A 12,998-nucleotide genomic window follows, 5' to 3' on the forward strand; every position below is an offset into this window, starting at 1 on the left:
GCTCGGGGTGCGGGTGGAGTGGAGGGTCTGCGTCACTTGGTGACCCGGAAGGTGCGGCGGCCGGTCTGCGTCCGAGGGCGGACGGGCCGCGAGGTGGTGGGCTCCGCGGGACGGGTCGCCTTCGTGACCGTCGTGTCCTGCGCAACCTTGTCCGCCTTGTCGGACGCGGCCGGCGTGGTCGTGTCGGCCTTGGTGATCGAGACCGGCTCGGGCGTCGCGCTGGTGTCGGCGTCGTCCGTCTCGGACTCGTCGGTGTCGACGTCCTCGACGTCCGCGGTGATGGTGTCGTTCACCTCGGACTCGGTCGAGTCCTTCTCCGCGACACCATCTTCTGCGTCGTCCTGCGGAACCTCGATCGGCTCCGCCGTCACCACGTGGAAGCGATCGGTCTCGGCGTCCGCCGGCGACTGGACCACGTCGTAACGCTCCTCCTGGCGGGGCTCGGGACGCGCGGCGCGCTCGGCACGAGGTGCCGGCTGGACGGTGTCCCAGCGATCCTGGTGATCGTCCCGGTAGCCGTCGGTGCGGTAGCCGTCACTGCGGTAGTCGTCGTTCCGGTACTCGGACTCGTGGACCGGCGACGGCGCGCGGTAGGACTGCGGTGCGGTCGGACGCGCAGCGGTGGTGGTCCGGGTGGTGGTCGGCACGTCGCGCACCTCGGCCACGGGAGCAGCCTTCGGCGACGTCGCGGGCACGACGTCGTCCTTCGCGGCGGAGGACTTCAGCAGCGACAGCGGCCAGCGGCGAGCCGAGACGTGCGGCACCAGAACGGTTCCGGCCACGGCGACCCCGATGCTGTCGAGCTCGGTCAGCAGTGCGCGGAGCTGCGCGGCGGTGGTGGTGCCGTTCTCGACGGCCACGACGACGTGGTCGACGTGCACGGCGATGGCGAGCGCATCAGTCGCGTCCGCCACCGAGGTCGCGTCGATCACCACGTAGTCACGATCGGCCTTCAGGCTCTGCACGATGGTGCCGAAGCGCGGGGAGGCCAGGAACAGGGTGGTCCGATCGTCACCCACGCCCATGGGCAGGATGCTCAGACCCTCGACCTGGCTCGGCCGCGTGAGATCGGTGGCCGACCGCTTGGGCGAGCGTGCGAGATCGGCGAGCCCGCCGGCGTTCTGCATGCGAGACGACACTCCGGTGCCGTCGGTGCAGGCGTCGACCACGAGAGTCGGGCGGCCCAGTCCGCTGAGCGCACGCGCCAGGGCGAGGACGGTGTCCGACCCGCCGGCGGGGGAGACGCCGACGACCGCGATGGAGTGCGGGGTCGTCCGGCCGACCGAGGCGTCGAGGCGCAGTGCGGCGCGCCGTGCGTCCGCGGTGCGCGTGGCCGCCTTGACGTCACCGAGGAACGTGGTGGGAGCGACCGCGGCGACCTGGCCGGTGGTGCGGATGCGCTTGTCGAGCCGGTCACGCAGGTACGCCGCAGCGCAGCCGAGCAGCATGCCGGCGACGGCGCCCATGAGCAGGGTGCGCATCGGTGCGGGCCCGCCCACGGCGGCCGGGGTGGTCGCCGGGTCGACGACGGTCACCTTCGCCGCGGGAGCCGCGCCGATCTCCGTGGTCTCGATCTCGTTGACCAGATCACGGAACTCGGTGACCACCGCGTCGTTGATCGCCCGCGCGCCGTCCGGCGTCGTGTCCGACACCGAGATGCCGATGAGCACGGTGGCCGGCGCGAAGGACGTGGTGACCGTCGACGCGAGAGCCGCCGGCGTGGTGTCGAGCTGCAGATCGGAGATGACACCCGACATGACGCGCTCGCTGGTCACCAGGTTCACGTAGGACGTGACACGCTGCTGCGCCGCCATGTTGCCCTGGTAGGCGTCCGACACCGAGGTGCCGGTCGCCATCGAGACGTAGAGACGGCTCGAGGAGGTGTAGGAGTAGCTCAGCGTCGACGTGTACGCCGCCGCTGCCACCGTTCCCAACACGACGAAGGCCAGGATGGTCATCCACCGGCGTCGTGCGATGTTCACGTAATCGATCAAACCCATGATGCAGATCCTTTGCTCGAAGAGCGGTCGAGTGTGGAGATGTCGTCGGGAACGTGCGTGGTCGGAGGGGGTGTCTCCGCGCACTGTCGGGAGTACTCGCCGACGAGAAGCGTCACGATCCACACGAGAATTGCCAATTGGAGTGATTTGCCGATGGACTCGGTCGTCCCGAGGATCCCGCGCTCGAACAGCACCGGATACTCGATGAGCGTCAGCCCGAGCACCACGAAGAGGAAGTTCCTCGCGAGGAGCCATCGAACGGCGACCAGCACCATGACGAAGGTGAAGGTCATGGTGACGGCCACGCCGGCGTACCCGCCGAACACGAAGCCCTCACTGATGTTTCCCTCGGCCAGGGAGACGGACACGTTGCGCATGTCCACCGACGACCCACGGACCTGGTTGGCCCACGCGGTGCCGGACTGGAACTTCTCCGATCCGAGGAGCTGGGACGGGATGAAGTTGAGGAGCGCGTTCTTCACCACGTCGCCGTGCGAGATCCATTCCCGGCCCTGCATGTAGTACGCGTCCGTCGCGGCCTCGAGGAGGTCGAAGCGGCGCAGGATCGGCAGGAACGGTTGCACGACAGGGGGATAGCTGGCCTCGGCGGCCGCCGAGATCGCGCGGGCCTCGGGGTCCACCTTCAGCGACTGCAGGATGCCGAACGCGCCGATGGCGCCCGCCGAGATACCGAGCACGCCGAGGATGGTCCCGCGCGTCCACCCGATGAGGGCGAAGCGCACGGCGACGGCGAGAGCCGCACCGAGCACGGGGGTCTTGGACTCCACGATCACGGTCCACACGAGCTCCATGCCCATCAGGCCGAGCAGCAGGACCGCGGTCTGCCACAGCTTCTCCGGTCGCGCGAAGACGATGAGGCCGAGGGCGCCCACCGTCGCCATCGTGGCGGCGAAGTCGAGGAGCGGGTTGGAACTGCTGACCTCACCGGCGGATCCGGTGTTGCCCGTCGCGAAGGACACGAAGCGTCCGCCGAGACCCAGCACGTAGATGGTGCCGAGGCTGCGGAAGAAGTACGGATCCGCGACGGCCGCGCCGATGGTGGTCCGCTCCTGCGGTCCCCGGCGCCACCGACGGAACAGCACGTATCCGACGACGAGAGCCACGTAGAACCACAGACCGAACACGACGGGCTTCAGCACCTCGGCGATGCCGATGTCGTAGCCGATGTTCGCCAGTCGCGGGTCCGCCAGGCTGTCCGCGAACTGCGGCTGCGGGAGCGTCCACAGCAGGACGAGGGGACGCGCCACGTAGCTCAGCGACCAGTAGGCGGACTGCGCCAGCAGGAACACCTTGGCGACACCCGGCACGAACATCGCGGACACGACGAGGGCGACGATGGCCGCAGTGGTGAGCGCGACGGCGGTGTAGGCGGTCACGGCGCGACCCCCGTCGGGCGGCGCACGGCGACGATGTCACAACGCATCGGTCATCTCCCGTGCTCGGTCCACGTACGCGTGGTGATCACCGACGATCCGCAGCCGGCCGCGCTCCGCCATCTCCCTGGCTGCATCAGGTTCGGTGCGGCACCACGCCAGGATGTCATCGAGCTCGTCCGAACTGGAGAAAAGACGGCAATCCCGTCCGTCCTCCAGCAGCGCCATGTGCTCGTCCGTGCGCTCACCGACGAACAGACCGCCGGCCGCGGGCACCTCGAACGTGCGGCACGTGTGGGTGTCGCGGTTGTCCGAGTTCAGCAGGACGAGGTTGGCCAGCACGGCCGACACCGCCACCGAGAACCCCTCGCCGTACACGGCGCCGCCGATGTGAGCCGACGTCGTCCGCAGCGCGGACACGCGTCGCCATCCCGGACCCTGGACCGTCATCGCGGAGCCGTGCGTGCGGGCGAGCTCCACCATCGAGTCGCGGCGGTCCGGTCGGCAGGCACCGATGAAGCCGACGAGGTACTCGGCCGGATCACGACGGGCGGTCGGACGGTGCCAGGCCGGGTCGTACGCGCTGTGGACGAAGAGCGTCGACTTCGCGCCGCGCGACTCCAGCTCGGGCACGTTGTGCCGCTTGGTGGTGACGACGAGGTCCCAGTCGGCCTCGCGGCGCAGGTACTCCGGCGTGGTGTTGTACGGGTTGGACACGTCGTCCGGGCTGTAGTGCACGTGCAGACCCGCCGGCAGAGCCAGCAGTCGGTCCTGGTCGAGATGCACAGTGCGGAACGCGAACAGCATGTCGGGGCGGAACTGCGCTGCCGCCGCCTCGATGCGGCGGTGCAGCGCCTCGAGAACCCAGGGGGCGCGGCCGCGGCCGAGCTTGCTGTACACCCACGGCGGGGACAGCCGGGTCGGCAGCGCGACCGGAGTGGTGTCGACGACGAGCACGGTGTGGCCGGCCTCGCGGAACCCGTCGGCCATGGACCGGGCGTTGCTGCCGATCCAGTCGTCTCCGAGGAACAGGATTTTCATCGACTTGCCTCCCGGAAGCGGCGAACGGCGAGGGGAACGGTGGGGGCATCGGAGGCGACCACGGCCATCGGCACGGTGGGTGCCTCCGATTCCGTGTGCAGCGCATCGTCGTTGCGGCGATGCAGCATGCGCACCCGGAACAGGTACCAGGCCGCGACTGCGACCTCGCAGGTGAGCGTGCCGTAGACCAGCGCCCACACCGACTCGGTGGACAGCGCGGTGGCCAGCGCTCCCGCGGCGAAGACGGTGCCGACGACGGCGCCGATCAGCACTCCCTTGGTGTCCTGGCGGACCGGCAGGATCGCGGTGGTGACGAACGAGGTGATGGCGGTGAAGGGCAGGATGAACACCTGCACGCGCATGATGTCCACCGCGGACGAGAACTGATCGCCGAACACCAGCGAGATCAGCAGCGGCGCGCTCACCCACAGCCCGACGGTGGCCACGACGGCCACACCCACGCACGCGGTCAGTCCGCGCAGTGCGTTCTGCCAGAAGTGGTCCTCCCGGCCGCGGGCCAGCCGCGGCAGAAGGCCGTAGCCGATGGCGTCGAGCAGCGACTGGAACGCGCGGATCAGCCGGTCGCTGGCGGAGAAGATGCCGAGCGACGCCGCGGGCAGCGCCACTGAGTAGAAGGTCGCGGCGCCTTGGCCGTAGCTGGTGATGAGCAGCCGCGAGGTCAGGACGGGCACGCCCATGCGGACCATCGCGGTGACGTCCTTCGGCTTGCTCGGCGGGCCGAACTCGCGGATGGTGAGCCGCCAGGTCAGGGCCACGGACACCACCGACGACGCCAGCAGGCACAGCATCGCGACCGCGGCGCTGGGGAACATCGGCAGCAGCGTCACCAGCAGCACGAGGTACAGGATGCGGCCGATGCCCTGGTAGACCACGCCGATACCGAAGCGGGCCTGGGCCACGAGCACCCAGTCGTCGCCGAACGACGCGAAGCCGCCGGCGAAGAGGCCGAGCAGGATCATGTGCAGGTGCACGTGCGCACCCACGGTGAGGCTGGCCAGCAGCCCGGTGCCCATCACGGCGAGCACCGTGGCGCGCAGTGCGAGGTAGTTGCCGCGCAGCTGATTGAGGTTCTCGTCGTTCGCCATCGCCGCGAGGAACGTGGTGATGCCGAAGTCGACCAGCAGCGAGCCGATGAAGTACGCCGACATCGCGATCGCGAGCAGACCCAGCCCCTCGGTGCCGAGGATGCGAGCCGTGAGCGGCAGCGTGACGATCGTGACCAGGTACTGGCCGTACTTGCCGAAGCTGACGAAGGCGATGTCGCGTACCGCCGACAGCTTGTGCAGCGATCCACGGCGGTGCTTCGGGGGCTCGGTGGTGGGGCCGCCGCGCGACCCGCCACGGGTGAGTTCACCGACCATGACGCACGCTCACGGTGTCGAGGACGTCCTCGAGGAAGCTCTCGACGGTGCGGGCCGATTCCTCGATGTCGAAGTGCGCGGCACGGGCCGGAGCGGCAGCGGACAAACGCGTCCGCAGGTCACGGTCGGCGACGACGCGATCGAGCATGGCGGTGAGCGCCTCACGGTCGCCGGAATCGACCAGCATGCCGTTGACGCCGTGCTCGACGATCTCCGCAGGTCCGCCCGGCCGTGACGCGACGACGGCGCACCCGGCCAGCATGCCCTCGACGACGACCTGGCCGAACGGCTCGGCCGTCAGGGTGCAGTGCACCAGCACGTCGGACATCCGCATGTAGTCCCGCGGATCGTCGACGTGGCCGGTGAAGGTTACGGGCAGCTCGAGATCGGCGGCCATGGCCTCGAGCTCCGCGCGGTACGGCTCCTCGCCGAAGAAGGTGCCGCCGACGAGGAAGACGTGCGCCGGCCGGGTGGTCATCGCCGCGACCGCCTCGAGGAAGAGGACGTGTCCCTTCCAAGGGGTGAGGCGGGCGACCAGACACAGCACCGTGTCCGCGGGAGCGGACTGCTCGGGGCGGGCACCCACCGGGCGGTCCGCCGACCCGTCGACGCCGGGGTAGGCGACCACGGCGGGCCGACGCCAGGTGGGCAGCGAGGCCAGCGTGGACGTGCTGTTGGCGATGAAGCCGCGGCACGCGGTCCAGCCCAGAACGTGCAGCACGGCGGTGAACAGCGTGCCGAAGTACTCGCGGGAGATGCGGTCGTGGGAGTGCCACACCAGGGGCACGCCCGCTCGCCGTGCGGCGATGGTCCCCATGAGCAACGCCTTGGACGACTCGGCGACGACCACGTCGGCACCCGACTCGCGAACGACGGCGCCCACGGCCCACCCCAGCCGGAGCAGGCCGGTGACTCCGCCGATCATGCGGCGGACGGACATGCCCTCGATGGTCACGGAGCGGCTGTCGAACGCGCCGTCCACGACGACGACGGTGTCGATGCCGTCGGCCCGGAGCTTGTCCACCATCGGACCCGTCTCGGTGAAGACGACGGTGACCTCGGTCTTGTCCATGGCGCGCACCAGGCGGTGCAGCGCGATCTCGGCGCCGGACGGCGCCGCGGTGTGGGCGAGGAACAGTGCGCGGGTCATCGCTGGACCAACTCTCGGTACACGTCGACGTGCCGGCGGGCCGAGGACTCCCACGAGAACGACTCGGCATGGGCGCGGCACGCGGCGGCACTCGGCACGTCGCCGCTCAGCGCGGTGGACAGGCGGTGGGCGAGTGCGTCGACGTCGCCGGCGGGTACCACGAGGGAGGGATCGAGGCCCGCGACGGCGTCGGGCAGGCCGCCGCAGTCGGTCACGACGGGGGCGCGTCCGCTGGCGCAGGACTCGAGGGCGATGAGCCCGAAGCCCTCCAGGCTCAGGGTCGGGACCACGGAGACGGTGGCCTCGGCGTAGAGCGCTGCGAGGCGCTCGTCGCTGGTCCGGCCGGTGAAGACGATGGAGTCGCCGGCGGTGGACTCGGCGGCCTGGCTGCGCAGTGCCGCCTCCTCGGTACCGGTCCCGACGACGACGAGCTGCGCGTCCGGGTGGTCCGCCACGACGGCGGGCCAGGCCGCGACGAGCCGGTCGATGCCCATGCGGCGCTCGAGTCGGCGCACGCAGAGGACGGTGGGGCGAGCGGTGCTCGGTGCCGGGGTGACGGCGAAACGGTCCAGGTCGACGCCCGGCGGGATGATCGTGATCGCGGCCGGATCGACGGCGTAGTCCTCGGTGAGGATGCGGGCGGAGTGCCCCGACAACACGATGAACCGGCGCACGTCGAGGAAGCGCAGACGCTCGACCCAGTACTTGGCGCGCACCACCAGATCGCTCTCGCCGGACATGGCGCTCTCGGCGGCCCAGGGTCCGTGGAAGTGCGCCACCGACGGGTGCGCACCGCGCAGGCCGACGGTGGGGCGTCCGAAGAGGCTGAAGTGGCGGTCGATCACCGTGTTCCTCGGCAGACCGCGATCGGCGGAGAGGGCCGACCAGACGCGCGAGAGCGTGGAACCCGTCGAGGGTCCCCACGAGGACGTGCCGTGGTGGCCGTCGCTCAGATCGGAGTCGCCGAACGCGGACGCGGAGGCGCTGACGCCGTCGAGAGCGGAGAGCGCGACGTAGAGATCGGTGAAGTAGCGGTTGAGGCCACCCGGCGAGTCGGCGAACCACTCGGCGCCGGTCATGTGTACCTGCACCGTGGCCGTGCGGTCACGAGTAGCGGGTGCGGGGATCATCGGGGTCGACAGCCTTTCGTCTCGGTCCGGTGCTCGTCGATGCGTCCACGGCGCCGGGTTTGTGACTCCGAACCAAACTTCTGGATCGGAGCGTCCGGTGCGCCGCGTCTGCATCGGCGAAGCTCGGCCGTGCGCGTCGGCCCCGCTCGACACGCTGCTCGGTCAGGGATTTCTGCGATCGATGTGCCACTGACAGTCGCCCTGGGGCCCTACCTGGCAGTAAGGTGTGCCCGGTCGCATCCACGACCGGTATCGATCTCGCAGTTCCCTATTTCATCGTTTAACATACCGGAAGATTCTTTTGGGCGCCATACAGCAGGAGCTGGCCGGTTCCTGCGCCCGAAGCGGGTGCGACGTGAACAGGGCTGTGACAAGTGACAATGCAGGGGAATCACCACCCACCGAGAGGAAGCGCCGACGGATGTCCGACACCGAAGCTGTGACGTCGGTCCCTCGGGGCGTGGTCGATTCGGGCGTTCTGTCCGGTCTCACCACGGTGTTGCTCTACGACCTGGGCCGTGGCGGCGCGACGGCGAGCCTCGTGGACGTCGACGAGATGGCGGTCCTGGGCTCCGTCGACTCCTCGGTGGCCGGTGGGGATGTTTTCGATCACATCGTGCTCGATCACATCGTCGACCGCGGCATTCTGGAGCGTCCCGCCGAGGGCGCGGACGACACGGACGTCATCGTCTTCTGCCGCCGCGTGAAAGAGTCACTGTCCTCCGCGACCGTCGCGCGCACCCCCGGCGGCGGCACCACACTGATCACGCGTCAGGAGTTCGAGACCGCGGTTCGCCCTCTGCTCGACCTCTCGCTCGACACCGCGGCGTCGCTTCTCGGCGAGCGCGACCTCGACGCGGTGATTCTCGTCGGGGGCGGTTCGCCCATCCCGATCCTGTCGATCGCCGCCGCGGAACGCTTCGGCGTTCCGGTCCTCACCGCGCTGGACCCGCGCGCGACGCGTGTGTCGGTACCGGCGCCGGCGCCCGAGCCCTCGTCCACGGATCGGACCGTCGCCTTCGCGGCCGCCCCCGCCGAGCCGGAACGCGAGCCCGACGCGTCGGCGCCCGCGGACGTCGTCGACGTGGGCGGGGAACCGGTGCCCGATCCGAAGCGCAGCAGGGTCCCCGTCGCCCTCGTCATCGCCTTCTCGTGCGCCGTCATGGCGGGCGCCGCGGCGTGGGCCTTCACCTCGATGCCCGAGCCGATGGACCCCGCCACGGTCAGCACCCCGTCCGTGGCACCCACCAGCGCGGTGGCGCCCGTCGGGTCGCGTGGAGTCCCGCCGCCCGTCACCACCACCGCCGACCCGTTCGCCGACGAGACCGACGGGGACTTCGGCGGTGGCGGAGACTTCGGTGGCGGGGACTTCGGTGGTGGCGGGGACTTCGGGGGGTTCTGATCACCTCTCTCGCGGCTACTGTCGTGCGTGATGTGAACGCGTGGGCCGACACCTCGTGTCGACGACCAATGGAGGAGCAGTGACGGTGAATCTCTCGGCGACGCCGGTGGGCGGGTCCCCGTTGCCCGCGGACCTCGATCCCGCGACGTACCGATCGCACTCCCTGCACTCGTCGGAGCGCACGTGGTCCGAGACCAACTGCTACGTCGACCTGTGGATCGAACTGCTGCACGCGATGGGCGCAGATCCGACACCCGCACTGGCGTTCGCCCTCAGCGCGGGGTTCGACGGCCGGCAGTGGGACTTCGTGAAGTTCCAGCCCGAGGATCTCCGCCTCCTCTACGGGGTGGACGTCTCCGAGATGAACATCTGGAAGCCGTTCGGAGAGCACCTGATCGAGAACATGCACGACGGTGTGCTGAGCACGGTCGAGATCGACGCCTTCTACCTCCCCGACACCGACGGCACCAGCTACGGCCGGGAGCACACCAAGACGACGATCGTGCCGACGGCCATCGATGCCGACGCGCGCCGGCTCGACTACTTCCACAACGCCGGTCTGTTCCGCCTCGAGGGCGACGACTTCGACGGCGCACTCGCCCGGTCGCTCGCTCCCGGAACGGTGGCGCTGCCGCCCTACGTCGAACGGGTCGTCGTCGACCGTGACGCTCTGGCCGCCGGTCCGGAGACCGACGATCACGACCTGCAGGTGGTGCGCGCGCACCTCGAGCGCGCCGATGCGGGCAACCCGGTGGAGCGCCTCGGCGAGCGTGTCGTCGAGGACGTCGCGCTGATCCAGCAGGCGGGCCCGGACTTCTTCCACCTGTGGTCGTTCGGCACCCTCCGTCAGTGCGGCTCCACCGCCGAACTCGCGGCCGACCTGGCCGAGTACCTCGAACGCCGCGGAGTCGAGGGTGCGGCGGCTGCCGCCGAGCCCTTCCGGGAGGTGGCGTCCGGCGCCAAGTCCGTGCAGTTCCGGATGGCGCGAGCCGCTCGGGGACGCGACGTCGACGTGCGTGACTCGATGGCCGGCATGGCAGCGGCCTGGCAGCGCGGTATGGACGCAGTGCGTTCGGCGCTGTGACCGCGCCGCTCGATCTGCTGGCCGACGCACACTGGACGCTTCTGTCGACCGATGCCGGTGCCGTCGAGAGCCCCGATGGTCTCCCGGACACCGATACTGCTGTGCCCGCACGGGTTCCGGGTACCGTCGCCGGCGCGCTGGCCGCGGCCGGGCTGCCGATCGAGGACCTCGACGGGCGCGACTGGTGGTTCCGCACCGAGGTGTCGGTGCCGGACGGGACGGAGTCGATACGGCTGCATCTCGAGGGCATCGCCACCCTCACGGAGGTCTGGGTCGACGGGACGCTGACGACCACCAGCACGTCGATGTTCGTTCCCGTCACCGTCGAGGCCCTCGTCGCCGGCACCGTCTCGATCGCGCTGTGCTGCCGTTCGCTCGACGCGGCACTGGCGACGCGCCGCCCGCGCGGCCGGTGGCGATCGTCCATGATCTCGTCGCAGGGCCTGCGGTGGATCCGCACCTCGATGCTCGGCCGCGCCCCCGTGTTCACCGGTGCCCCGGCTCCTGTCGGACCCTGGCGCGCCGTGCGCTGTGTCGCCGTGGACGTCCCTGCCGTGACGGTGCGCGGGCTGGTGCGGGACGGACGCTGCGTCCTACAGGTCGACGGCACGGCCACGACCGGCGCTGCTGTGCGAATCGAGCTGGGCGACAGCGTGTTCGAGCTCTCGGCCGATGCCGACGGACGAGTGACGGACGAGATCGACGCGGGTGAGCGGGCCCTGTGGTGGCCGCACACGCACGGTGATCCGACCCTCCACGACGTCACCGTGACCGTCGACGGTCACGCCATGCACTTCCGAGTGGGGTTCCGCTCGAGCGCACTGCGCGACACGACGCTGCTCGTGAACGAGGTGCCCGTCTTCTGCCGCGGCGGATGCTGGGTCCCGCTCGACCCGATCACGCTGCAGAACGATCCCGACCACCTGCGGGACACCCTGACCTCGTATGTCGAGGCCGGGCTGAACATGGTGCGACTCACGGGCACGATGGTCTACGAGTCGGCCGAGTTCCACACGCTCTGTTCGGAACTGGGCATCATGGTGTGGCAGGACGTCATGCTGGCGACCATCGATCCACCGGACGATCCCGCCGTCGAGTCCGCCGTCGTCGACGAGGTCCGGGCGATGCTCGCGACCGCCGGTGGGCCCTCCCTCGTGGTGGTGAGCGGCGGTAGCGAGACGTACCAGCAGCCGACGATGCTCGGGCTCGCCTCGGACGAGTCACGGATACCACTGCTGGACAGCATCATTCCAGACGTGGTGCACGCCTTCTCCGGTGTCGCGTACGTCCCGTCCACCCCGTCGGGCGGCGACCTCGCCACCCACGTGGGCTCCGGCTTCGCGCACTACTTCGGCATCGGCGGCTACCTGCGACCTCTCTCGGACGTGCGGTACGCCCGGGTGGCATTCGCGACGGAGTGCCTGGCGTTCTCCGTGCCCCCGGAGCGGCGCGTCGTCGACTCCGTGTTCGGCTCGGCACATCCGGCGGGCCACGATCCGCGCTGGAAGGCCACGGTTCCGCGTGATCGGGGAGCGTCGTGGGACTTCGAGGACGTGCGAGACCACTACGTGCGCACTCTCTTCGACGTGGAGCCGTCCGCGGTGCGCCGCGACGATCCGGAGCGCTACCTCGACCTGGGTCGCGCGGCCGTCTGTGAGGCGGTGACGCAGTCGTTCGGGTTCTGGAGGCAGGTGGACTCGGGTTGCGGGGGAGCGCTGGTGCTGACTCTGCGCGACCTCGAGCCGGGCGCGGGATGGGGATTCACCGACAGCACCGGCATCGCCAAGGCGCCCTGGTACGCGGTGGCGCGGGCCAGCGCACCGATCACCGTCCTCGTGACGGACGAGGGGATGGACGGGCTTCGTCTCGACGTGATGAACGACGGCGCGGATCCCGTCGCCGGAACACTCACCGTGCGGGCGCATCAGCGCACGGGAGCCGTTGCTGCCGAGGGTGTTCAGCAGCTCGCTCTCGATGCCCACTCGTCGTGGACCGGTACCGCGGACGGTGTCGTCGGCAGGTTCACCGACATGACGCACGCTCACCGATTCGGGTCGCGCACCGTCGACGCGGTGAGTGTCGTGCTGGCCGCCCCGGAGGGCACCGTGCTCGCCGAGGCAGTGCATCTGGTGGAGAACGGGCTGCTCCCGCTGCAGAACTCGGTGGGTCTCACCGCGTCGGCGGCCCCGGAGGGCGACGGCCGGTGGACCCTCACCGTCGCGTGCACGGATGCCGCGCAGTACGTGTGCGTGGACGTGGACGGCTACCGGGCGTCCGACTCGTGGTTCCACCTCGCCCCCGGAACGAGCCGCGCCCTGACTCTGCTGCCACGCACGGGTTCGACCACGCCGCGAGGGCATGTCCGAGCGGTGAACAGCACAGCCAGGGCGACGGTGACGGTTCTCGAGAGGTAGA

9 protein-coding genes are annotated in these 12,998 nt (G+C 70.1%); 3 read left to right on the forward strand and 6 right to left on the reverse strand.

Translation table 11 applies throughout. From position 1 onward, the window contains the following. Positions 1 to 32: 32 nt before the first annotated feature. Genes QRN16_RS13875 through QRN16_RS13900 form a run of 6 tightly spaced genes read right to left on the reverse strand, consistent with a single transcriptional unit; the run spans position 33 to position 8,046 of the window. Complete coding sequence (locus QRN16_RS13875; protein WP_285187503.1) at positions 33 to 2,000, reverse strand: Wzz/FepE/Etk N-terminal domain-containing protein; 1,968 nt, start codon at positions 1,998 to 2,000, stop codon at positions 33 to 35. Continuing rightward, positions 1,991 to 3,397, reverse strand: a complete 1,407-nt coding sequence (locus tag QRN16_RS13880) for a hypothetical protein (RefSeq protein WP_051613634.1) — start codon at positions 3,395 to 3,397, stop codon at positions 1,991 to 1,993. The genes QRN16_RS13875 and QRN16_RS13880 overlap by 10 nt, the downstream gene beginning before the upstream one ends. A 36-nt stretch (positions 3,398 to 3,433) precedes the next feature. Continuing rightward, positions 3,434 to 4,435, reverse strand: a complete 1,002-nt coding sequence (locus QRN16_RS13885) for a CgeB family protein (RefSeq protein WP_027506967.1) — start codon at positions 4,433 to 4,435, stop codon at positions 3,434 to 3,436. After that, a complete protein-coding gene (locus QRN16_RS13890) occupies positions 4,432 to 5,817 on the reverse strand; it encodes a lipopolysaccharide biosynthesis protein (protein ID WP_285187504.1) in 1,386 nt (461 codons plus the stop codon). The genes QRN16_RS13885 and QRN16_RS13890 overlap by 4 nt, the downstream gene beginning before the upstream one ends. Further along, positions 5,807 to 6,967, reverse strand: coding sequence for a glycosyltransferase family 4 protein (locus tag QRN16_RS13895; RefSeq protein WP_285187505.1), 1,161 nt, complete (start codon positions 6,965 to 6,967; stop codon positions 5,807 to 5,809). The genes QRN16_RS13890 and QRN16_RS13895 overlap by 11 nt, the downstream gene beginning before the upstream one ends. Next, entirely contained in the window at positions 6,964 to 8,046 is a 1,083-nt protein-coding gene (locus QRN16_RS13900; RefSeq protein ID WP_285187506.1) for a glycosyltransferase family 4 protein, read from the reverse strand. The genes QRN16_RS13895 and QRN16_RS13900 overlap by 4 nt, the downstream gene beginning before the upstream one ends. 472 nt (positions 8,047 to 8,518) lie before the next feature. Here QRN16_RS13900 and QRN16_RS13905 point away from each other — a divergent pair, with 472 nt between their 5' ends. The 3 genes from QRN16_RS13905 to QRN16_RS13915 all read left to right on the forward strand — a co-directional run bounded on the left by QRN16_RS13905 (position 8,519) and on the right by QRN16_RS13915 (position 12,997). Next, on the forward strand, positions 8,519 to 9,499 hold the full coding sequence (locus tag QRN16_RS13905) for an Hsp70 family protein (RefSeq protein WP_285187507.1): 981 nt from the start codon (positions 8,519 to 8,521) through the stop codon (positions 9,497 to 9,499). Positions 9,500 to 9,578: 79 nt separating this feature from the next. Further along, entirely contained in the window at positions 9,579 to 10,583 is a 1,005-nt protein-coding gene (locus tag QRN16_RS13910) for a DUF1839 family protein (RefSeq protein WP_502944001.1), read from the forward strand. Next, positions 10,580 to 12,997 (forward strand): glycosyl hydrolase 2 galactose-binding domain-containing protein, encoded by a 2,418-nt coding sequence (locus tag QRN16_RS13915; protein WP_285187508.1) that lies wholly within the window; start codon positions 10,580 to 10,582, stop codon positions 12,995 to 12,997. The genes QRN16_RS13910 and QRN16_RS13915 overlap by 4 nt, the downstream gene beginning before the upstream one ends. Position 12,998 lies beyond the last annotated feature (1 nt).

The sequence above is a fragment of the Rhodococcus sp. MEB041 genome, assembly GCF_030208955.1.
In the GTDB taxonomy this organism is placed as follows: Bacteria; Actinomycetota; Actinomycetes; order Mycobacteriales; family Mycobacteriaceae; genus Rhodococcoides.